A 21,210-nucleotide genomic window follows, 5' to 3' on the forward strand; every position below is an offset into this window, starting at 1 on the left:
ATGCCCTACGCCCCCTACCCCCCGGCCGGCGACACCAGCGCCGCGGTGCTGGCGATCCGCAACCTGTCGGTAAGCGTCTGCGATGCCGGCAATCGCGTGGTGCGCAATCTCAGCCTGGACGTGCACGCCGGCGAGACGGTCTGCGTGGTGGGCGAATCCGGGTCGGGCAAGTCGGTCACGTCGCTGGCGGTCATGGGTCTGCTGCCCGAGGGCATCCTGGAGGTCTCCGGCGGCTCGGCCCGCGTGTTGGGAGAGGACATCGTCACGGCCAGCGCGCGGCGGCGGCGCGAACTGCGCGCCACGCGCATGGCCATGGTGTTCCAGGAACCCATGACCGCGCTCAACCCGGTGCACCGGGTGGGGCGCCAGGTCGACGAAGTGCTGCGCCTGCATCGCCGCATGCCGCGCGCGCAGCGGCGCGCCAAGGTGCTCGAGATGTTCCGCTCGGTGCACCTGCCCGACGTGGAGCGCATCTACGACGCATATCCGCACCAGCTCTCGGGCGGCCAGCGCCAGCGCATCGTCATCGCCATGGCCCTGATCCTCGAACCCAAGCTGCTGATCGCCGACGAGCCCACCACGGCGCTGGATGTCACGACGCAGAAGCAGATCCTGGCGCTGATCCGCGAGCTGCAGCACAGGCACCAGACCGCCGTGCTCTTCATCACCCACGACTTCGGCGTGGTCGCCGAGATCGCCGACCGTATCGTCGTCATGAACCGCGGCGACCTCACCGAGACCGGCACGCGCGAGGAAATCCTGGCGCGGCCGCGCCAGAACTACACCCGCCGCCTGGTGTCCTCGGTGCCCAGCCTGGTGCCCACGCAGCGCGAGCCGCCGCACGGCGAACCGGTGCTGCGTGTCACCGGGCTGGGCCGCACCTACGCCGAGCGGCGCTCGCTGTTCGGCGCGACGCGCACGGTGGTGGCCGCCAGCGACGTGGACCTGACCCTGCGGCGCGGCGAGATCCTCGGCATCGTCGGCGAATCGGGTTCGGGCAAGTCCACCGTGGCGCGCTGCATCGTGCGCCTGATCGAGCCGAGCGCCGGCCACATGCTGCTGGGCGAGACCGATATCGCGCGCCTGAACGGCGCGGGCCTGCGTCCGCTGCGGCGCAAGGTGCAGATCGTGTTCCAGGACCCCTACCGGTCGCTGAACCCGCGCCGCGCGGTGGGCGAATCCATCATCGAGGGCCTGCTCAATTTCGGCATGCCGCGCGCGCAGGCGCTGGCGCGCGCCGCCCGCACCCTGGGCGTGGTCGGCCTCGCCCCCGACGTGATGCGGCGCTACCCGCACCAGTTCTCGGGCGGCCAGCGCCAGCGGCTTTGCATCGCGCGCGCGCTGGTCATGGACCCCGAAGTGCTGGTGGCCGACGAGGCCGTTTCGGCGCTGGACGTATCGGTGCAGGCGCAGGTGCTGGATCTGATCGAACAGGTGCGCGAGCGCACCGGCGTGAGCGTGCTGTTCATCACGCACGACCTGCGCGTGGCGGCGCAGGTGTGCGACACCATCGCGGTCATGCAGCATGGCAAGGTCGTGGAGACCGGCGCGGCGCAGACGGTGCTGACCCGGCCCGGCCATGCGTATACCCGCGCCCTGATCGACGCCGCGCCGGGCCGCGGCTGGGATTTCCGCAATTTCCGCCCGCTGGCCGCCTGACCCCTAGGGCGCCGACGGGAACTGTGCACGACAAGGAGCAAACCATGCGTTGGCTGTTGGCGATGATCAAGCACGAGACCAATACGTTCTCGCCCGTTCCCACGCCGCTGGAGCGGTTTTTCCGCGGCAGCCCCGAGATCCTGGCCGGCGAGCGCGCCATCCGCGCCTACGAGAACACCGACAGCGGCCTGGGCGGTTATATCGAAGTGGCGCGCCGCGAAGGCGCCGAGATCGTCGTGCCGGTGGCGGCGGAGTCCTGGCCCAGCGCCCCCACCGACCGCGCCACCTACGAACGCCTGAGCGGCCTGGTGCTGGACGAGGCGCGCCGCGGCGGCTTCGACGCCATCCTGCTGGACCTGCACGGCGCCATGGTGGCCGAAGGCGTCGAGGACGCCGAGGGCGACCTGCTGCGCCGCCTGCGCGACATCGCCCCGGCCATCCCGGTGGGCGTGACGCTGGACATGCACGCCAACATCTACGACGACATCGTGCGCCACGCCACCGTCATCTCGGGCTTTCACACCTATCCGCACGTCGATATCCGCGCCGCCGGGCTGCGCGCGGCCAACGCCATCGCCCGCACCCTGCGCGGCGAAATCAAGCCCGTCATGAGCTGGGGCAACAAGCCGATGCTGCCGCACATCATGTGCCAGGGCACGCATGCCGAGCCCAACAAATCGCTGCAGGCGCGCTGCGAGGCGCTGGAGTCCGAAGGCGTGATCGCCGCCTCGGTGTTCGTCGGCTTTCCGCATGCCGACATCCGCGAGGCGGGGCTGAGCGCGGTGGTGTGCACCGACGCCAACCTGGCGCAGGCCGAGCAGTACCGCGACGAGCTGCTCGAGACCGCCTGGCGCGGGCGCGCCGACTGGGTGTTCCACGCCGAGCCGCTGGCGCCGACCATCGCGCGCGCCAAGGCCATCGAGAACGGTCCGGTGGTGCTGCTCGACCACTACGACAACACCGGCTCGGGCGGCACCATGGACACCACCGCGGTGCTGGCCGAGATCCTCGACCAGGGCCTGGAGAATGCGGCGTTCTACGCCATCTGCGACCCGCAGGCCGCGCGGCAGGCCGCGGCGGCCGGCGTGGGGGCCACCGTGACGCTGTCCCTGGGCGGCAAGGTGGCGATGCCGGCGCTGCGCCAGGCCAGCCCGCCCCTGGACCTGACCGCCCGGGTCAAGCTGCTGTTCGACGGCGTATACCTGAACCGCGGCCCCATGTACCGCGGCGTGCGCAACGACACCGGCCTGACCGTCGTGCTCGACACCGGCAAGGTCGAGATCGTGGTGGTGTCGCGCCACCAGGAGCCCTTCGACATCAATTGCCTGCTGTCGGCCGGCATCGACCCGCTGCAAAAACGCTACGTGGCGCTGAAGTCGCGCGTGCATTGGCGCGCCGGCTTCGCCGGAATGGCCACCCAGGTCATCGCATGCACCGGCGTGGGCGTGACGACTTCCGACTACGGCCAGGTCGAGTTCCGGCATGTGCGCCGGCCTGTCTATCCGCTCGACGCCATCTAGGCGGTTGGCCGCGCTTTCGCGGCCTGCTCCGCTGTTTTTGAACATTTTGTCGTCTTTTGTAATATGTTTCGCCCGCTAGTGCCACGCCGCTCGCTATACTCGCCGCCAGCCCTCGGGCTACGGCATATAAGCGGCCCGTGCGCGTGGCATGGCCGCACTTCCATAAGGCACAGAAGATGAAGAAATCGGTAGCGGTCACCACGGGCGTGATCATTGTGGCGGTGGGCGGCTGGCTGGCCGGCACCTGGTATACGGGCCAGCGCATCGAGACGGAGTCGCAGACCCGCCTGAACGAAATCAACGCCCAGCTCGCCGCCGCTTTCCCCGAGTTCCCGGTGCGCATCAACCAGCTCAAGCTGGAGCGCGGCTTCTTCACGTCGCAGGCGCGCTACGGCGTGGAAGTCGGCCTGTCGGAGGAAACCGGCAAGCCCGAGGCCACCGTGGAAGTGGATGCGCGCATCGAGCACGGCCCGTTCGCGCCCGGCGCGCTGGCGCGCGGCAAGCTGCTGCCGCAACTGGCGTTCGTGCACGCCGAAGTGGCCAATACCGACGACCTCAAGAAAGTCTTCGAAGTGACCAAGGGCGCCACGCCGCTGTGGAGCGACACGGTGGTCGCCTATAACGGCGACTCGACCAGCACCGGCGGGCTGGCCGCCATCGACTATAGCGGCGACGAGGGCAAGTTCACGTTCAGCGGCGCGACGTTCGACGGCAGCTACCAGCGCGCCACGCAGGCGGCGATCGGCTCGCTCAAGGCCGACAACCTGGTGGTGGACGCCAGCGCCGACGACGACGGCGGCCCGCTGCTGTTCACGCTCAACGGCCTGGGCGTGACGGTGGACAGCCGCATGGGCAAGTCCGGCCTGTCGATCGGCGACAGCGCCCTGTCGATCAAGCGCCTGGAAGTCAAGCAGCCGGAAGGCGACGCCCACCTCACGATGGCGGACATGGCCTATGCCGCCCGGATCGGCGAGCAGGACGAATTCGTCAACGGCGAAATCAGCTACGGCGCTGGCGAGATCACCTACAACGGCATCGCGCTGGGCAACGGCCGGGCGGTATTCAAGGCCGAGCGCCTGAACGCCGCGGCGATCAAGGTGGTGGCCGACGAATACAACAAGGCCATCAAGCTGCAGGCCGAGGGCAAGGACCCGGTGCCCGACAACGCCGAGATGCGCAAGCTGCTGATGGCGCAGGCCGACACGCTGCTGGCCGGCAAGCCGGTGCTCACGCTCGACCCGGTGCAATGGAAGACCGCCCAGGGCGAAAGCGTTTTCAACGCCAAGGTCGCGCTGAGCAAGCCCGCCTCCAGCGACCTCATGGCGGTCGACTACTTCAGCCAGGCGATCGAGTCGATCGACGCCTCCGCCACCCTGTCCAAGCCCATGATCAAGGCGCTGATGGTCGGCTACCTGCAAAGCCAGGAAGGCATGGACGCGCAGCAGGCCGCCGCCGCGGCCGACCAGCAGGTCAGCTCGCTGGCCGGCATGGCCGAGATGATGAACCTGGGCAAGAACGAGGGCGACAACATCGTCAGCAAGTTCCACTACGCCGCCGGCACGGTGGACCTGAACGGCCGCAAGATGCCCGCCGACCAGCTGCTGGGCAGCATCCTGGGCGGCTGAGCGCCGTCCCGCGCGCCGCCCGTTCGCGGCGGCGCGCCCGTTTTGCGCGGGCTCGCCGCCATCCCGAGGGCAGATGTCCTGGCCAGGGATGGCCCGGCGGAAAGACAACCCTTTAGGTAATCCATACGATGAAGAAGAGCATAGGCATCACCGCCGGCGTGATCGTGGTGCTGGCCGGCGGCTGGCTGGGCGGCACCTGGTATACGGGCAAGCGGATCGAGACCGAAACGCAGCAGCGGCTGGGCGCGCTGAACGAGAAACTGGCCGCGGTGGTGCCCGGCTACACGCTGCGCGTGGACCAGCTCAAGTACGAGCGCGGCTTCTTCACCACGCAGGCCCGCTACGGCCTGTCGCTGTCCCAGGACATCAAGGAGGAATCCGGCACGGTCACGCCCCTGCCGCTGGGCTCGACGGAGTTCGACGCCCGCTTCGAGCACGGCCCCTTCCCCCGTTCCGCCCTGGCAAGCGGCCAGTTCCTGCCGCAGATGGCGTTCGTGCACGCCGAGCTGGCCCGGACCGAGCTGGTCAAGCCGCTGTTCGAGCTGACCAGGAACGCCGCCCCGCTGTGGAGCGACACCATCGTGTCGTACAGCGGCAACGCCAGCACGCGCAGCGGCCTGGCGCCCATCGATTTCACCGAGGACGACGTGACGCTGTCGTTCAGCGGCGCCACGCTCACCGGCACCTTCCAGCGCGCCACCCGCTCGGGCACGGCGCGCCTGGACGCCGAGTACGTGCGCTATACCGCCGATGGCGACCAGGATACGCAACTCAGCGCCACCGGCTGGAGCATGGACATGCGCAGCCACCAGGGCAAGCACGGCTTCACGCTGGGCGAAAGCGCCATGGCCATCAAGCGCATCGCGATGGTCGACAAGCGCGAGTCGCTCGATATCTCGCTGGACGACCTGAACTATCGCGTCCTGGCCACCGAGGATGGCGATTTCATCGACATCGAAGCCGCCTACAAGACCGGCCCCCTGACGATCAACAAGATCCCCTTCGGCAGCGGCGAACTGAACGTGAAGGCCAGCCGGCTGGACGGGCAGGCGCTGAAGGCGCTCAGCGATGGCTACAACCAGCTGTTGCGCGGCTACTTCGCCACCGGCGAAGCCGACGAGGGCCTGAAGGACGAGCAGCTCACGATGCTGATCGAAAATGGCGGCCGCCTGCTGGCCGGCGGCCCCTCGCTGAGCCTGGGCCCCATCGCCTGGAGGACGGAGAAGGGCGAAAGCAGCCTGATGTCCTCGATCGTCCTGGTCAAGCCGACCACCACGGCCGGCGAGCTGACGCCGCGCGAGTATCTCGAAGAGGCGGTCAAGGCGATCGACATCAAGATGGTGGTATCCAAGCCGATGGTGCGCGACCTGGCGATCCACTACGAAACCAGCCAGGGCAAGACGCCCGAGGATGCCGCCAAGGAAGCCGACGAGACCATCGACGCCTTCGCCGGCATGGCCGAAATCCTGAACATCGGCCGCAACGACGGCGACCAGCTGGTCGGCACCTTCACCTATGCGGCCGGGGTGGCCAAGCTGAACGGCCGCGACGTGCCGGTCAACCAGCTGTTCGACAATCTTTTCGACAGCGCCAGCGCCAGCCTGGACGACGACGAGCACAGCCACGAGGACGACGAGGCGATGAGCGCCGAGGCGGCATCCGAGGCCGTGGAAGCCGCCTCCGAAGCGGCCGAGGCAGCCCAGGCAGCCGCCGACGCCGCCGCCTGGGCCACCGACGGCGACAGCCTGCGCAGCGTCAACGCCGGCCTGCTCGCATCCCTCCTGGCCGAAGGCGGCTACGACAGCACGACCGAGGAAGGCGCGTCCGGCCCGGTCGTCGTCATCGACACCAACGGCCTGCCCTTGCGCGACCTGCGCGCCGAGCTGTATTGCATCGACGACGACGAGTGCATGGACGTGAGCATGAAGGCCAGTTTCGGCAAGCGCAAGACCTCGCTCAAGGCGCTCAACGCCTGGAACCAGAAATACCGCTGGACCCGCGCCTACCTGGACGACGACAACCAGGCCGTGCTGCGCATGGATCTGAGCGCCGAAGGCGGCGTGGGGCGCGAGAACCTTTCCATCATGGTCAACACCTTCATGCAGATGGTCGGGAACTTCGAAGACGAAGTCTACGCCGCGCGTTGATCGCGGCGGCGGGGGCCCGGGCCGGACCAGCCGGCCGGGCCGCCGTTCAGGCCGTCGGCGCGGGAAAGGAATACAGCGGCGGCTTTTTCTCCAGCAGGCGTTCCACCGCCTGCTGGTGGTAGCCGGTATTGAAGGCCACGCCCTGCGAGGTCATTTCCATTTCCACCATGGCCGCCAGTTCGCTCGAACTGGAACGCAGCAGCGCCTGCTTGGTCAGGGCAAACGCCGTGGCGGGCATCCCGGCCATGGCCGTGGCCACCGCCGCGGCGCGCGACGCCAGCCCGCCGGCATCGACCAGTTCGCTCACCAGTCCATATTCCAGCGCCTGGCGGCCATCGATCTCGGCCGCGGTGTAGATCAGCTGGCGCGCGCGCTGCAGGCCGACCAGGCGCGGCAAGGTGAACGCCGCGGCGAAATCGGGCACCAGCCCGATCCGCATGAACGACAGGCAAAAGCGCGCCGCCGGCGTGGCCAGCACCAGGTCGGCGCACAGGCAAAGGCCGAAGCCGCCGCCGAAGGCGATCCCGTCGACGGCGGCGATGACCGGCTTGGGCATTTCCAGCAAGGCCCGCGCGCAGGCGCCGATCGGCGCCATCCGGTCGCGCCCCTGCTCCGCGCTCATGGAGGCGCCGCGCATGGTCGAGACGTCGCCGCCGCTGCAGAAGTGCCCGCCCGCCCCGGTCAGGACGACGGCGCGCACCGCCGGGTCGGCCGTGGCGGCCTGCACCGCGGCCAGCAGGGCCGCGCGCATGGGAACGTCGATGGCGTTGCGGCGATCCGGCCGGTCGAGCGTGATGCGGGCCACCCCCGCCTCGACATCGTAGCGGACAAATTCGGACACGCTGGCGGGTGCGGACATGCGGGTCTCCTGCCGGGTCACATGGGTTCCACGTTGGCGTCGCGCAGCAGCTTGCGCCACACCTCGAGCTGCGCGTGCATGAACTGCGTGAACTCGGCCGGGCTGGAGGACGGCGGCGGCTCGGCGCCGGCGTTCTCGCGCAGGAAGCGGACCGTGTCCTCGCTGGCGTTGATCTTCAGGATGGCCTTGTTGACCACGGTCACCACCTCGTCGGGCATGCCGGCGGGGCCCACGATGCCCAGCCAGGAATAGACGTCGATGCCGGGAAAGCGCTCGCTCATGCTGGGCACGCCGGGCATGGCCGCCACCGGGCGGGCCGTGGTCACCGCCAGCGCGCGCACCTTGCCCTGCTGCACGAACGCGGTGCCCGCGGACGTATCGACGACCATGGCCGTGACCTGGCCGCCGATCACATCGGTCAGCGCCTGGGGGCTGCTCTTGTAGGGCACCGAAATCATGTCCAGCTGCGCCTGCTTGGTCAGCGCCATGCCTGCGGCGAGGTGGGCCGTGTTGGCGTTGGCCCAGGTCACCCTGCCCGGCTCGGCGCGCGCCTTGCCGATGAACTGGTCGAAGTCGCGGATCGGCGAGTCGGCGCCGACCACCAGCATGGACGGAATGTCGGACAGCCGGGCGACGGCCGTGAAATCCTTTAGCGGTTCGTACGGCAGCTTCTTGAACAGGAACGGCGCGGCCGACAGCGTGGAGTTCGACCCCAGGAACAGGGTGTATCCGTCGGGCTGCGTGCGGGCCACCTGCGTGGCCGCGATGCTGCCGTTGGCCCCGGGCTTGTTCTCGACCACGAAGGGTTGCTTCAGTTCCTCGCTCAGGCGCGTCGCATAGTAGCGGGCGACGTTGTCGGTGCCGCTGCCGGGGGCGAACGCCACCATGATACGGACCGGCTGTTCAGGATAGGCCGCGTGCGCGGCGGTGGCCGCCAGCGAGGCGATGGCGGCGCACAGGGCGCGGCGCATGAAAGCGTGCATGTTGTCTCCTTGTACGAGTGGGATGGCTCTTTCAGGCCATCTGTTGCATCAGATCCCGGACTTCCGGATCGGAGTAGCCGGCGTCGGCAAGCACCGACGCCCAGTCCTGATTGAGGCTCGGCGGCCGCTTGGGCTTGGTCAGGCGCTTGCCGTCAAACCGCACCGGCTGGGCCACGCCTCTGAGCGGCCCGGCCTCGGCACCGGCCTCGGGGTAGTCGAACACCATGCCCGACTCGCGCGTATGCGGATGCGCATCGACCTCGGCCAGCGTATGGATGGGCGAACAGGGAATGCCGGCCTGCTCGAGCGCGGGCAGCCATTCGTCGCGGGTGCGCGCCGCCAGCAGCTCGCGCGTGACCGCCAGAGTCTGCGCGCGGTTGGCCACGCGCCGCGCGTTGGTGGCAAAGCGCGGGTCGCTGGCCAGCTCGGGACGCCCGGCCAGGGCGCAGAATGCGCGCCACAGCGCGTCGTTGGCGATGCCCAGGATGATGGGGCTGTCGGCGGTGGCGAAATCCTGGTACGGGCAGAGCGACTCATGCCCGGCGCCCGCGCGCGCCGGCTCCGTGCCGCGGGCCCAGTACCCCTGCATGAAGTAGCCCATGAAACCGAGCGCGGTATCGAACAGCGAGGCGTCCACGGTGACGCCGCGGCCGGTGGCGTCGCGCTGGCGCAAGGCCGCCAGGATGCCGATCAGGGCGTGCAGGCCGGTAGCCTGGTCCACCGGCGAGAACGGGCTGCGCACCGCGCCGCCCTCGGCCTCGCCCGTGATCGAAATCATGCCGCAGAAAGCCTGCAGCACCACATCGAACCCCTTGCCGCGGCTCAGGCTGCCGACCGGGCCGAAACCGGAGATGGCGCAGTACACGAGGCGGGGATTGATGCCGGACAAGGCCTCCCGATCGACGCCCAGCTTTTGCGCCACGCCGGGACCGAAACTGTGGACCACCACGTCGGCCCAGGCGGCCAGCCGCAGCACGACGGCGCGCCCATGCGCCGATTTCAGGTCCAGTGCGATGCTGCGCTTGTTGCGGTTGCAGCTGAGGAACACCGCCGCCTGGCCATCCTGGAATGGCGGCCAGCCGCGCGTATCGTCGCCCTGCCCGGCCGCCTCGACCTTGATCACGTCGGCGCCCATGTCGGCCATGTATTGCGTGCACAGCGGCCCGGCCAGGACCTTGGACAAGTCCAGCACGCGCACGCCGCCCAGCGGGGCGGGCGGGACGGAAGAAGAGACTGCAGCCATGATGTCCAACCAAAAGTTCAATGGTTGACCATTATATGGATAACCAAACGCTGTACAATGGCCGTAGCGATGAAAACCGTAGAGACAAACCCTAATCCGCTGGGTCCGATCAAGGCCGTGCGTTCGCGCGACCTGCTGGCCGACGCCCTGCGCGAACAGATCCTCAGCGGCGCCCGCCCCAGCGGCGTGGCCTTGCCTTCGGAACGCGAGCTCACCGAAGAAACCGGCCTGAGCCGCGCCGCCGTCCGCGACGCGCTGCGCGTGCTCGAAAGCGAAGGCCTGATCGAGACCCGCCAGGGCCGCTACGGCGGTTCGGTGGTCAAGCTGCCGGCCAACGACGCGCTGGCCCGCCCCGTGGCGCTGTTTGCCCGCGCGCGCGGCGTCTCGCTGCAGGAGATGATCGAAGCCCGCGTCGCCATCGAGCCGACCATCGCCGAGCTCGCCGCGCTGCGCCGCACGCCCGAAGACCTGCAGGCGCTGGTGCGGGCAACCGACCTGCTGCAGGAGGCCCTGCCCGACGTGGCGCAATTCCTGGATCTCAACGTGCGCTGGTACTTCGCGCTGGCCGACGCCTGCCACAACGACCTGCTGCGCGCGTTCATCGTGTCCATCGCCGGCCTGATCCTGGAGGCGACCAGCCGCGAAGGACAGACGCCCGAACCTACCCGGCGCCTCATCCTGCAGGCGCACCGCCGCGTGGTCGAAGCCGTCATCGCCGGCGACGCGCCGGCCGCCCGCCGCCGCATGGAACGCCACGTCGCCGGCTACCAGGAGCACTACGAACGGCTGGGAATCACGCCGAAGGCGTGACTGCCGGCAAGAGTCGATGGCGTACGGCAATGTGCCTGTCCCATCCGGGACAGGCGGACGCCATGAAATCTTGCAGGTGACTGTCCCCGCAGAGGGGCAGGCCCCAGTAGAAACGCCGGCCCGAAGGCCGGCGTTTCTACTGGGCGCGCGCGTCGCCGCCTACGCGTAGGCTTCCACCGGCAGGCAGGCGCACACCAGGTTGCGGTCGCCATAGGCGTTGTCCACCCGCGCCACCGGCGGCCAGTACTTGTTCTCGCGCAGCGACGCCACCGGATAGGCGGCCTGCTGGCGCGGATAGTCGTGGTGCCATTCATCGGCCAGCAGCATCTGGGCCGTATGGGGCGCATTGCGCAGCACGTTGTCGTCGCGGTCGCGTTCGCCGCTTTCGACCTGCGCGATCTCGGCGCGGATGGCGATCATGGCCTCGATGAAACGCTCCAGCTCGGCCAGGCCTTCGGATTCGGTGGGCTCGACCATCAGCGTGCCGGCCACCGGAAAGCTCATGGTCGGCGCGTGGAATCCGTAGTCCATCAGGCGCTTGGCGATGTCCTCGGCGCTGATGCCGCTGGTTTCCTTCAGGGGCCGCACATCCAGGATGCACTCGTGCGCCACGCGGCCATTGCGGCCCGCATACAGCACCGGATAGTGGTCGCGCAGGCGCGTGGCGATGTAGTTGGCGTTGAGGATGGCGACCTCGGTGGCGCGGCGCAGGCCCTCTGCGCCCATCAGGGCGATGTACACGTAGGGAATCGGCAGGATGCCGGCCGAGCCGTACGGCGCGGCCGAGACCGGACCGACCTTGGCCGCGGGGTCGAGGCGGCCCTGGGCGTCGAGCACGCCGGGCAGGTAGGGCGCCAGGTGGGCGCGCACCGCCACCGGGCCCACGCCCGGCCCGCCGCCGCCGTGCGGAATGCAGAAGGTCTTGTGCAGGTTCAGGTGCGAGACGTCCGAGCCGAACTTGCCGGGCTGCGCCACGCCGACCATGGCGTTCATGTTGGCGCCGTCCAGGTAGACCTGCCCGCCGGCCTCGTGCACCGCGTCGCAGATTTCGGTCACGGCTTCCTCGAACACGCCGTGCGTCGAGGGATAGGTAATCATCAGCGCGGCCAGGCGCTCGCCCACCTGCGCGATCCTGGCGCGCAGGTCGGCCAGGTCGACGTTGCCGTTGGCGTCGGACGCCACCACCACCACGTCCATGCCGGCCAGCTGGGCCGACGCCGGGTTGGTGCCGTGCGCCGAAGCCGGGATCAGGCAGACATTGCGCTGGGGCTGGCCATTGGCCTGGTGGTAGGCGCGGATCGCCAGCAGGCCGGCGTACTCGCCCTGCGCGCCCGAGTTGGGCTGCAGGCTGATGCCGTCGTAGCCGGTGATTTCGCACAGCTGCGCCGACAGGCCGTCGATCAGCTCGCGATAGCCCGGCGTCTGCGAGGCCGGCGCGAACGGGTGGATCAGCGCGAACTCGGGCCAGGTGATGGGAATCATCTCGGCCGTGGCGTTCAGCTTCATGGTGCACGAACCCAGCGGGATCATGGTGCGGTCCAGCGCCAGGTCCTTGTCGGCCAGCTTGCGCAGGTAGCGCAGCATGTCGGTCTCGGACTGCACGCTGGAGAACACCGGGTGCGACAGGATGGGACCCTGGCGGCGCACCGCCGCGGGGATGCCGTCCATCGACGCCTGCGGCGGCGCCAGCACCACCTCGTCCTTGCCCAGGCCGGCCGCGAACACGTTGACCAGGGCCTGCAGGTCGGCGAGCGTCACGGTCTCGTCCAGCGACACCGCCAGACGCGCGCCATCGACCTGGCGCAGGTTGATCCGGGCGCAATCCGCGGCGGCCAGGATGGCCGGGGTGGCCGCGCCGGTTTCCAGCAGCAGCGTGTCGAACCAGGTGTCGTTGGCGACGTTCACGTCCAGCCCGGCCAGCGCCGCGCGCAGCGCGCCGGTGAGGCTTTGCACGCGCTCGGCGATGCGGCGCACGCCGCGCGGGCCATGCCATACGGCGTACAGGCCGGCCATCACGGCCAGCAGCACCTGGGCGGTGCAGATGTTGGAGGTGGCCTTCTCGCGGCGGATGTGCTGCTCGCGCGTCTGCAGGGCCAGGCGCAGCGCCGGGTTGCCCTGGGCGTCCTTCGAGACGCCGACCAGCCGGCCGGGCATGTTGCGCTTGTACGCATCGCGGCAGGCCATGAAGCCGGCGTGCGGGCCGCCGAAGCCGAACGGCACGCCGAAGCGCTGCGCCGAGCCGACGGCGATGTCGGCGCCCCATTGCCCCGGCGGCTCGATCAGCGCCAGCGCCAGCAGGTCGGTCACGCAGGCGACCACGGCGCCCTGCGCGTGCGCGGCTTGCGCCAGTTCGCGGTAATCGGCCACGCCGCCCAGGCTGTGCGGATACTGCAGCAGCACGCCGAAGCATTCGGGCAGGCCGCGCGACTCGTCGCCGATCACCAGTTCGATGCCCAGGCCCTCGGCGCGCGTGCGCACCACCTCAAGCGTCTGCGGGTGGCAGTGCTGCGACACGAAGAACACCGGGCTGGACGAACGGCTGCCGCGGCGCGCCAGCGTCATGGCCTCGGCCGCGGCGGTGCCCTCGTCCAGCAGCGAGGCATTGGAAATGTCCAGGCCGGTCAGGTCGGCGACCATGGTCTGGTAATTGAGCAGCGCCTCCAGGCGGCCCTGCGAGATTTCGGGCTGGTACGGCGTGTAGGCGGTGTACCAGGCCGGGTTCTCGAGCACGTTGCGCAACACCACGTTGGGCGTGTGCGTGCCGTAGTACCCCTGGCCGATGTAGTTGCGGTAGATCTGGTTGCGCGCCGCAATCCGCTTCAGGTCCTGCAGCACATCGGTTTCGCTGCGCGCGGCGGGCAGCGCCAGCGGCGCACGGCTGCGGATGCGGGGCGGCACGACTTCGTCGATCAGCGCATCCAGGCTGGATGCGCCGATGGCGGCCAGCATGGTGGCCTGGTCGTCGTCGGACGGGCCGATATGGCGGGGAATGAAATCGGAATGGGTGTCAGGGGCGCGCGACATGGTGTTCTCGAAATAACGGGGAGGCGGGGCCGGCCCGCTGGCCGGCCCGGTGCGGCCTGTCAGCCGGCGACGGCCTGGTAGCCGGCCGCGTCAAGCAGCTTGTCCAGGTCGGCCGCGTTCGCCGGCTTGATCTTGAAGATCCAGGCGGTATAGGCCGATTCGTTGATCAAGCTGGGGTTGGCTTCGAGTTCGTCGTTGAACGCGACGATCTCGCCGTCGACCGGCGCATAGATGTCGGAGGCGGCCTTGACCGACTCGACCACGCCGGCGGTCTCGCCGGCCTTCAGCGCGGCGCCGACCTTGACGTCGCCGACGAAGACCAGGTCGCCCAGCTGCTCCTGGGCGTTGTCGGTGATGCCGACGACGAACACATCGCCTTCGGCTTGGACCCATTCGTGGGACTCGGTGTACTTGCGATCGGTGGGCAGGCTCATGGGAGCTCCTCTGGCAATTCGGTGGGGATGGAGAAAGTTTGCGCGCCTCCGGCGGCCGGCGGCCGCGCGGAAGCCTCGAGTTTACGAGTGTTCGACGGCTTTGCCGTTACGCACGAACGGCAATTTGCATACCAGGGCGGGCACCCACTTGCCGCGGATTTCGACCTCGACGGCGTCGCCGGGCTGCACGCCCACCGGCACGCGGGCAAAACCCACCGACACGCCCAGGGTGGGCGACATGGTGCCGCTGGTGAGCTCGCCCATGCCCTGCGCGCAGCGCACCGGCATATGGGCGCGCATCACGCCGCGCTCCTGCAGCTTCAGGCCGACGAAGGCGCGCGGCACGGCGAACTGCTCGATGGCGTCGCGCCCCACGAAGCGGCGCGCCTCGTCCTTGAGGGAAACGGTCCAGCTCAGGCCCGCCTGGTTGGGATGGACGAGTTCGTCCATGTCCTGGCCGTAGAGGTTCATGCCCGCCTCCAGGCGCAGCGTGTCGCGCGCGCCCAGGCCGCAGGGCCGCACGCCCTGCGCCAGCAGGTCGCGCCACAGCTGGACCACCGCGTCGGCGGGCAGCACGATCTCGAAGCCGTCCTCGCCGGTGTAGCCGGTGCGCGCCACCAGCGTGTCGGCCGCGACGGCCGCGGCCGAGAACGGCGCCAGCGGCTCGGACGCCGCCTGCCACGCGGGACGGGCCGCCCACACCTTGGCGCGGGCATTGGGACCTTGCACCGCCACCATGGCCAGGTCGCGGCGCGGCGTGATCGCGACATCGAAACCGTCGGCGGCGGCCACGCGCTGCATCCAGGCGATGTCCTTGTCGGCGGTGCCGGCGTTGACCACCACGCGCCACTGGTCGGGCGCGAAGTAATAGATGATGAGGTCGTCGATGATGCCGCCCTGCGGGTTCAGCATGCAGCTGTACAGGGCCTTGCCCGGCGTGGCCAGGCGGGCCACGTCGTTGGCCACCAGGCGGCGCAGGAAGGCGGTGGCGTCGGCGCCGCCGACATCGACGTTGAGCATGTGCGAGACGTCGAACATGCCCGCGTCCTGGCGCACCGCGTGGTGCTCTTCCAGTTGCGAGCCATAGGCCAGCGGCATGTCCCAGCCGCCGAAGTCGACCATACGGGCGCCGGCGGCAAGATGTTCTTCGGCCAAGGGGGTGCGTTTGAGCGGTGCGGACATGCGAGGGCTCCAGCGGCAGCATTGCCAGGATTACGGAATGCCGGCCCCGATGCGGAAAGCGCCCGGGGACCGGTCGAATTTTCCGCCCCTCTGTCCTTTTGCCTGAGAGTTACCCCGCGCGAGCGGGTTTGCACCTTCGGCGCCTGGGCTGCGCGCACACCGCGAAGGTGGCCGCGCCAGGTCTCTCCAGAGTGCTGTTTCGAGCGCGCCAGGCGCTACTCGATGCAGTCGCGGTATGGGTTACCTGAGCGATTCCGGGCGAATTGCGCCTTCGGCGGCAGCCGCGATCGGCCGCTCTCTCCCGCGACATGCGTGACAGCGCGCAAAGCATACATCGAAAGCGCCATGCCGCAAAGCGTCCGGTTCGGCGCCGATCCGCCCCTGTTTCGGCGCCTCAGCCCAGCGCGGTATCGAGCAGCATCATCAGCACGAACCCCAGCATCAGGCCGGCGGTGGCCGGCACTTCATGGCCCTTGCGGTGCGACTCGGGGATGATCTCGTGGCTGATGACGAACAGCATGGCGCCGGCGGCGAAACCCAGCCCCCACGGCAGCAGCGCGGCCGACCAGCCCACCACCGCCGCGCCCGCGATGGCGCCCAGCGGCTCGACCAGCCCGGACAGCATGCCCAGCGCCACCGAGAACGCACGGCTGTAGCCGGCGGCCAGCAAGGCCAGCGCCACCACCAGCCCCTCGGGCACGTCCTGGATGGCGATGCCGGTTGCCAGCGCCGTGCCGCGCAGGCTGTCGCCGCCGGCATAGCCCACGCCGATGGCCAGGCCCTCCGGCACGTTGTGCAGCATGATCGCGAACACGAACAGCCAGGTGCGGCGCAGGGTGCGCGAGGTGCGCCCTTCCTTGCCCTTGATGAAGTGCTCGTGCGGCAACAGCCTGTCGCTGGCCAGCAAGGCCGCCCCGCCCAGCAGGATGGCCGCCCCCACCAGGATGCCCGCCCCCCAGGGGCCATAGCCCTGGGCACCGGCCGCGGCGATGCCCGGCGCCACCAGCGAGAAGGCGCTGGCCGCCAGCATGACGCCGGCGCCGAAGCCGAACATGCAATCCTGCACGCGCTGCGACAGGGTCTGGGAGAAGATCACCGGGACCGCGCCCAGCGCGGTGGCCCCGGCGGCCACCATGCCGCCGGCCATGGCCAGGGCGACGTGCGGCCAGCGCGCGTCGAGGAGCTCCCACAACTGGTAGCAGGCCAGGCAGGCCACCAGCACCGCCAGGGTCATGGCGCTGACGCTGGTGAGCGCGGGGCGGACGCGATGGCGGCTATGGGTGTTCATGCGGCCTCCCGGCCGAGCCCGGCCAGCGCGAACTCGTAGCGGCGCGCCACTTCGGCCCAGTCCACCACCCGGTAGAACGCCTCGATGTATTCGGGGCGGCGGTTCTGGTACTGGAGGTAATACGCGTGCTCCCAGACGTCCAGGCCGAGTATCGGGGTATTGCCGTCCATGAGCGGCGAATCCTGGTTGGCGCTGCTTTCGACCCGCAGGCGGCCGGCCGGCGTGACGGTCAGCCAGGCCCAGCCGCTGCCGAAACGGCCCAGCGCGGCCTGCGTGAAGGCCGCCTGGAACGCGTCGTGCCCGCCCAGCTGGGCCTGGATGTCGGCCGCCAGCCGGCCATCCGGACGGCCGCCGCCCGACGGCGACATGATGGTCCAGAACAGGCTGTGGTTGGCATGGCCGCCGCCGTGGTTGCGCACCGCGTCATGGATGCCCGGCGGCAGCGCCGGGATCCGGCGCAGCAGTTGCTCGACCGGTTCGTCGCGGCCCAGGCCGGCGCCTTCGAGCGCGGCGTTCAGGCCGTTGACGTAGGCCTGGTGATGACGCGTATGGTGTATTTCCATCGTGCGCGCATCGATATGCGGCTCGAGCGCATCGTAGGCATACGAAAGCGCGGGCAGGACGTATGGCATGCGGTCTCCGGCATTTGCATTCGGTAAAGACAAATGATAGTCATTTCCATTTACCAAAACAATAGGCACGCGGCCCTGCCCGCATGCGCCGTGCCCGCCAGGCTAGAGCGCGTTGCCGCAGGCGTACCCCGACGCCCACGCCCACTGGAAGTTGTAGCCGCCCAGCCAGCCGGTCACGTCGACCGCCTCGCCGATGAAATACAGCCCCGGCACGCCGCGCGCCTGCATGGACTTCTGGTCCAGGCCGCGCGTGTCGACGCCGCCGCGCATCACTTCGGCTTTCTTGTAGCCGGCCGTGCCGCTGGGCACCAGGCGCCAGTCATGGATCAGCGCCGCCAGCGCCCGCAAGGTGCGGTCCGGCACGTCGGCCAGGCGTGCGCCGGCCAGGTCCGCGCCGACGGCGCGCCCGGCCGCCTCCAGCCAGGTGTCGGCCAGCCGCCGGGGCCACAGGCCGGCCAGCACGGTATGCAGTTGCTGCCGGTTGCCCGGCTTGGCGCCGATCAGCTCGGCGGCCAGGTCGCGGCCGGGCGCCAGGTCCAGCACGATGGGCTCGCCGGGCTTCCAGTAGCTCGATATCTGCAGGATGGCGGGGCCGGACAGGCCCCGGTGGGTGAACAGCAGGTCTTCCAGGAACGCCGCGCGCGCCTTGCCCTGTCCGGTCGACAGCGTGACTTCCAGGGCGACGCCCGAGAGCGCGGCGAACGGCTGCCATTGCGCCGGATCGAATGTCAGGGGCACCAGGGCCGGCCGCGGTTCGACGACCTTCAGGCCGAACTGGCGCGCCACCTTGAGCGCGTAGTCGGTCGCGCCCAGTTGCGGGATCGCCATGCCGCCGGTGGCCACCACGACCGCGCGCGCGTCGATCGCGCCGGTGCTGGTGCGCAACGTGTAGCCGCCGCCCTCGTGGCGGGCGATCTCGTCCACGCGGCACGGCATGCGCCAGGCCACCCCGCCCTGCCCGCACTCGGCGCGCAGCACCTCGATGATGGTTTCGCTGCTGTCGTCGCAGAACAATTGGCCGCGATGCTTTTCGTGCCAATGCACCCGGTGGCGGCGCAGCAGGCCGAGGAAGTCCTGCGGGGTGTAGCCGGCCAGCGCCGAGCGGCAGAAATGCGGGTTGTCGGACAGGAAGTTGGCCGGGCCGGCGCCCAGGTTGGTGAAATTGCAGCGCCCGCCGCCGGAGATGCGGATCTTCTCGGCCAGCTTGGCGGCATGATCGATCAGCACCACGCGCAGGCCGCGCTGGCCCGCCACGGCGGCGCACATCATGCCGGCGGCGCCGGCGCCGATGACGGCGACATCGAACATCGAAACGGGATACTCCGTGAAAGACAACGCCGCGCCGCCCGCCCCGGGGCGACGCGGCGCGGCGCGTTGGACTTACTGCCCGCCGGCTTCCTTCAGGCAGTCGACGTAGTAGCGCTTGGCGCCATCGGGGCCCACCTCGTCGGCCAGGCCGTGGATGTAGGTCTCGAAACCGGGGAAGCGTTCGTTGAACTCGCGCGCGAACTGCAGGTACTGCACGATGGTCCGGTTGAAGCGCTCGCCCGGGATCAGCAGCGGGATGCCCGGCGGGTACGGCGTGAGCAGCACGCCGGTCACGCGGCCTTCGAGCTGGTCGATCTCGACGCGCTCGACTTCGCGGTGCGCCATGCGGGCAAAGGCGTCCGAGGGCTTGAGCGCCGGCACCATGTCGCTGAGGTACATCTCGGTGGTCAGGCGCGCCACGTCGCGTTCGCGATAGGCCTCGTGGATCTGCTGGCACAGGTCGCGCAGGCCCATGCGCTCGTAGCGGCGGTGGTCGCGGCAGAACTCGGGCAGGATGCGCCACAGGGGCTGGTTGCGGTCGTAGTCGTCCTTGAACTGCTGCAACGCGGTCAGCAGGGTGTTCCAGCGGCCCTTGGTGATGCCGATGGTGAACAGGATGAAGAACGAATACAGGCCGGTCTTCTCGACCACCACGCCGTGCTCGGCCAGGTACTTCGATACCAGGGCGGCAGGTATGCCGCTTTCGCCGAAGCTGCCCGACATGTCCAGGCCCGGGGTGATGATGGTGGCCTTGATCGGGTCGAGCATGTTGAAGCCCGGCGCCAGGTCGCCAAAGCCGTGCCAGTGGTCGCCCGACTCCAGCACCCAGTCGTCGCGATGGCCGATGCCCTCGGGCGCGAGGCGGTTGGGGCCCCACACCTTGAACCACCAGTCGTCCTTGCCGAACTCGGAGGCGACCTTGCGCATGGCGCGGCGGAAGTCCATGGCTTCGCGGATGCTCTCCTCGACCAGGGCGGTGCCGCCCGGCGGCTCCATCATGGCGGCGGCCACGTCGCACGACGCGATGATCGCGTACTGCGGCGAGGTCGACGTATGCATCAGGTACGCCTCGTTGAAGAGGTTGCGGTCCAGCTTGCGGCTCTCGGACTCCTGCACGATGATCTGCGAGGCCTGCGAGATGCCGGCCAGCAGCTTGTGCGTGGAGTGCGTGGCGAACACCATGGCGTCCTGGCTGCGCGGCCGGTCCGGGCCGATCGCGTGCATGTCGCGGTAGTACTCGTGAAAGGCCGCGTGCGGCAGCCAGGCCTCGTCGAAATGCAGCGTGTCGACGTAGGTGCCCAGTTTTTCCTTGATCATCTCGACGTTGTAGATGACGCCGTCATAGGTGCTCTGCGTCAGCGTGAGGATGCGCGGCTTCTTGTTCAGCGCCTCGCGCGCGAACGGGTTGGCCTCGATCTTGCGGCGGATGTTCTCCGGGTCGAATTCGTCGAGCGGGATCGGGCCGATGATGCCCAGGTGGTTGCGCGTGGGGCGCAGGAACACCGGGATCGCGCCGGTCATCGTGATGGCGTGCAGGATCGACTTGTGGCAGTTGCGGTCCACCACCACCACGTCGCCCGCGGCCACGTTGGCATGCCAGACGACCTTGTTGGACGTCGAGGTGCCGTTGGTGACGAAAAAGCAGTGGTCGGCGTGGAAGATGCGCGCGGCGTTCAGCTCGGACTCGGCCACCGGGCCGGTGTGGTCCAGCAGCTGGCCCAGTTCGTCGACCGCGTTGCAGACGTCGGCGCGCAGCATGTTCTCGCCGAAGAACTGGTGGAACATCTGGCCCACCGGGCTCTTGAGGAACGCCACGCCGCCCGAATGCCCCGGGCAGTGCCAGGAATACGAGCCGTCCTGGGCATACTTGACCAGTTCGCGGAAGAACGGCGGCGGCAGGCCGTCCACGTAGCTCCGCGCTTCGCGGATGATGTGGCGCGCCACGAACTCCGGCGTGTCCTCGAACATGTGGATGAAGCCGTGCAGCTCGCGCAGGATGTCGTTCGGAATGTGCTCCGACGTGCGCGTCTCGCCGTACAGGTAGATGGGGATGTCGGCGTTGCGGAAACGCAGCTCGCCGATGAAGGTGCGCAGGTTCTTGATCGCGCCCGCCACGTCTTCCGGGGAGTCGACGTCGAACTCCTCGTCGTCGATCGACAGGATGAAGGCGCTGGCGCGGCTTTGCTGCTGGGCAAACGAACTCAGGTCGCCGTAGCTGGTCACCCCGATGACCTCCACGCCCTCGGCCTCGATCGCCGAAGCCAGCGCGCGAATGCCCAGCCCCGAGGCGTTCTCGGAGCGATAGTCTTCGTCGATGATGAAAATGGGGAAGCGGAATTTCATGCGGGCGCTCCTGGGAGGGCAAGGCAAAACGGACGCGAGTGTACTGCCAGACGGGGTCGGGCTGGTGACAAAAAAGCAACCGGCCCGACGAGCGGGCCGACTTCGGGGGAATTGTAGGACGGATTGAAAACGGGTGCGCCCGCCGACGCGCGC

15 protein-coding genes and 2 riboswitches are annotated in these 21,210 nt (G+C 69.2%); of the genes, 5 read left to right on the top strand and 10 right to left on the bottom strand.

The annotated features are described in order from the left end of the window. The 4 genes from CAL11_RS20035 (at position 1) to CAL11_RS20050 (ending at position 6,951) form a co-directional block, all read left to right on the top strand. Positions 1-1,659, top strand: coding sequence for a dipeptide ABC transporter ATP-binding protein (locus CAL11_RS20035; protein ID WP_086093999.1), 1,659 nt, complete (start codon positions 1-3; stop codon positions 1,657-1,659). 44 nt (positions 1,660-1,703) lie between these two features. Beyond that, positions 1,704-3,179, top strand: coding sequence for a M81 family metallopeptidase (locus CAL11_RS20040; protein ID WP_086094640.1), 1,476 nt, complete (start codon positions 1,704-1,706; stop codon positions 3,177-3,179). A 176-nt stretch (positions 3,180-3,355) separates the two neighbouring features. Then, on the top strand, positions 3,356-4,804 hold the full coding sequence (locus CAL11_RS20045) for a YdgA family protein (RefSeq protein ID WP_086094000.1): 1,449 nt from the start codon (positions 3,356-3,358) through the stop codon (positions 4,802-4,804). Positions 4,805-4,932: 128 nt separating this feature from the next. After that, positions 4,933-6,951 (top strand): DUF945 family protein, encoded by a 2,019-nt coding sequence (locus CAL11_RS20050; RefSeq protein ID WP_086094001.1) that lies wholly within the window; start codon positions 4,933-4,935, stop codon positions 6,949-6,951. A gap of 46 nt (positions 6,952-6,997) precedes the next feature. Here CAL11_RS20050 and CAL11_RS20055 read toward each other — a convergent pair whose 3' ends face one another. The 3 genes from CAL11_RS20055 to CAL11_RS20065 are packed head-to-tail and all read right to left on the bottom strand — an operon-like array spanning position 6,998 to position 10,036. Then, positions 6,998-7,810 (bottom strand): enoyl-CoA hydratase/isomerase family protein, encoded by an 813-nt coding sequence (locus CAL11_RS20055; RefSeq protein ID WP_244172846.1) that lies wholly within the window; start codon positions 7,808-7,810, stop codon positions 6,998-7,000. Between the two features lie 17 nt (positions 7,811-7,827). After that, the gene (locus CAL11_RS20060; RefSeq protein ID WP_086094003.1) at positions 7,828-8,793 is read right to left on the bottom strand and encodes a Bug family tripartite tricarboxylate transporter substrate binding protein; all 966 of its coding nucleotides are present in this window, start codon (positions 8,791-8,793) and stop codon (positions 7,828-7,830) included. Positions 8,794-8,824: 31 nt separating this feature from the next. Continuing rightward, positions 8,825-10,036, bottom strand: coding sequence for a CaiB/BaiF CoA transferase family protein (locus CAL11_RS20065; RefSeq protein WP_086094641.1), 1,212 nt, complete (start codon positions 10,034-10,036; stop codon positions 8,825-8,827). 69 nt (positions 10,037-10,105) lie between these two features. Between CAL11_RS20065 and CAL11_RS20070 the strand changes: the two genes are divergently transcribed. Beyond that, positions 10,106-10,846 (top strand): FadR/GntR family transcriptional regulator, encoded by a 741-nt coding sequence (locus CAL11_RS20070; protein ID WP_086094004.1) that lies wholly within the window; start codon positions 10,106-10,108, stop codon positions 10,844-10,846. A 159-nt stretch (positions 10,847-11,005) separates the two neighbouring features. Here the strand turns inward: CAL11_RS20070 and gcvP are convergent, their stop codons facing one another. The 7 genes from gcvP to CAL11_RS20105 all read right to left on the bottom strand — a co-directional run bounded on the left by gcvP (position 11,006) and on the right by CAL11_RS20105 (position 21,057). Then, complete coding sequence (gene gcvP, locus CAL11_RS20075; RefSeq protein ID WP_086094005.1) at positions 11,006-13,870, bottom strand: aminomethyl-transferring glycine dehydrogenase; 2,865 nt, start codon at positions 13,868-13,870, stop codon at positions 11,006-11,008. 59 nt (positions 13,871-13,929) lie between these two features. Beyond that, positions 13,930-14,304, bottom strand: coding sequence for a glycine cleavage system protein GcvH (gene gcvH, locus CAL11_RS20080; protein ID WP_033466534.1), 375 nt, complete (start codon positions 14,302-14,304; stop codon positions 13,930-13,932). 81 nt (positions 14,305-14,385) lie between these two features. Next, positions 14,386-15,486: a glycine cleavage system aminomethyltransferase GcvT gene (gene gcvT / locus CAL11_RS20085; protein ID WP_033466536.1), complete on the bottom strand. Its 1,101-nt coding sequence runs from the start codon at positions 15,484-15,486 to the stop codon at positions 14,386-14,388. 80 nt (positions 15,487-15,566) lie between these two features. Continuing rightward, positions 15,567-15,686: riboswitch (glycine riboswitch) on the bottom strand. A gap of 21 nt (positions 15,687-15,707) precedes the next feature. Next, a riboswitch (glycine riboswitch) is annotated at positions 15,708-15,800 on the bottom strand. A gap of 80 nt (positions 15,801-15,880) precedes the next feature. Then, positions 15,881-16,774, bottom strand: a complete 894-nt coding sequence (locus CAL11_RS20090) for a ZIP family metal transporter (RefSeq protein ID WP_086094006.1) — start codon at positions 16,772-16,774, stop codon at positions 15,881-15,883. Further along, the gene (locus tag CAL11_RS20095; RefSeq protein WP_033466540.1) at positions 16,771-17,406 is read right to left on the bottom strand and encodes a superoxide dismutase; all 636 of its coding nucleotides are present in this window, start codon (positions 17,404-17,406) and stop codon (positions 16,771-16,773) included. Before CAL11_RS20095 ends, CAL11_RS20090 begins: the two co-directional genes overlap by 4 nt. A gap of 102 nt (positions 17,407-17,508) precedes the next feature. Beyond that, complete coding sequence (locus CAL11_RS20100; protein ID WP_167382544.1) at positions 17,509-18,714, bottom strand: aminoacetone oxidase family FAD-binding enzyme; 1,206 nt, start codon at positions 18,712-18,714, stop codon at positions 17,509-17,511. 72 nt (positions 18,715-18,786) lie between these two features. Next, the gene (locus tag CAL11_RS20105; RefSeq protein ID WP_086094008.1) at positions 18,787-21,057 is read right to left on the bottom strand and encodes an arginine/lysine/ornithine decarboxylase; all 2,271 of its coding nucleotides are present in this window, start codon (positions 21,055-21,057) and stop codon (positions 18,787-18,789) included. Between the last annotated feature and the right edge of the window lie 153 nt (positions 21,058-21,210).

It is taken from the genome of Bordetella genomosp. 6, from assembly GCF_002119705.1.
Classification (GTDB): domain Bacteria; phylum Pseudomonadota; class Gammaproteobacteria; order Burkholderiales; family Burkholderiaceae_B; genus Bordetella; species Bordetella bronchiseptica_F.

Coding starts and splice junctions, on each gene's coding strand:
- CAL11_RS20035 (WP_086093999.1), top strand. CDS start 1: ATGCCCTACGCCCCCTACCCCCCGGCCGGCGACACCAGCGCCGCGGTG.
- CAL11_RS20040 (WP_086094640.1), top strand. CDS start 1,704: ATGCGTTGGCTGTTGGCGATGATCAAGCACGAGACCAATACGTTCTCG.
- CAL11_RS20045 (WP_086094000.1), top strand. CDS start 3,356: ATGAAGAAATCGGTAGCGGTCACCACGGGCGTGATCATTGTGGCGGTG.
- CAL11_RS20050 (WP_086094001.1), top strand. CDS start 4,933: ATGAAGAAGAGCATAGGCATCACCGCCGGCGTGATCGTGGTGCTGGCC.
- CAL11_RS20055 (WP_244172846.1), bottom strand. CDS start 7,810: ATGTCCGCACCCGCCAGCGTGTCCGAATTTGTCCGCTACGATGTCGAG.
- CAL11_RS20060 (WP_086094003.1), bottom strand. CDS start 8,793: ATGCACGCTTTCATGCGCCGCGCCCTGTGCGCCGCCATCGCCTCGCTG.
- CAL11_RS20065 (WP_086094641.1), bottom strand. CDS start 10,036: ATGGCTGCAGTCTCTTCTTCCGTCCCGCCCGCCCCGCTGGGCGGCGTG.
- CAL11_RS20070 (WP_086094004.1), top strand. CDS start 10,106: ATGAAAACCGTAGAGACAAACCCTAATCCGCTGGGTCCGATCAAGGCC.
- gcvP (WP_086094005.1), bottom strand. CDS start 13,870: ATGTCGCGCGCCCCTGACACCCATTCCGATTTCATTCCCCGCCATATC.
- gcvH (WP_033466534.1), bottom strand. CDS start 14,304: ATGAGCCTGCCCACCGATCGCAAGTACACCGAGTCCCACGAATGGGTC.
- gcvT (WP_033466536.1), bottom strand. CDS start 15,486: ATGTCCGCACCGCTCAAACGCACCCCCTTGGCCGAAGAACATCTTGCC.
- CAL11_RS20090 (WP_086094006.1), bottom strand. CDS start 16,774: ATGAACACCCATAGCCGCCATCGCGTCCGCCCCGCGCTCACCAGCGTC.
- CAL11_RS20095 (WP_033466540.1), bottom strand. CDS start 17,406: ATGCCATACGTCCTGCCCGCGCTTTCGTATGCCTACGATGCGCTCGAG.
- CAL11_RS20100 (WP_167382544.1), bottom strand. CDS start 18,714: ATGTTCGATGTCGCCGTCATCGGCGCCGGCGCCGCCGGCATGATGTGC.
- CAL11_RS20105 (WP_086094008.1), bottom strand. CDS start 21,057: ATGAAATTCCGCTTCCCCATTTTCATCATCGACGAAGACTATCGCTCC.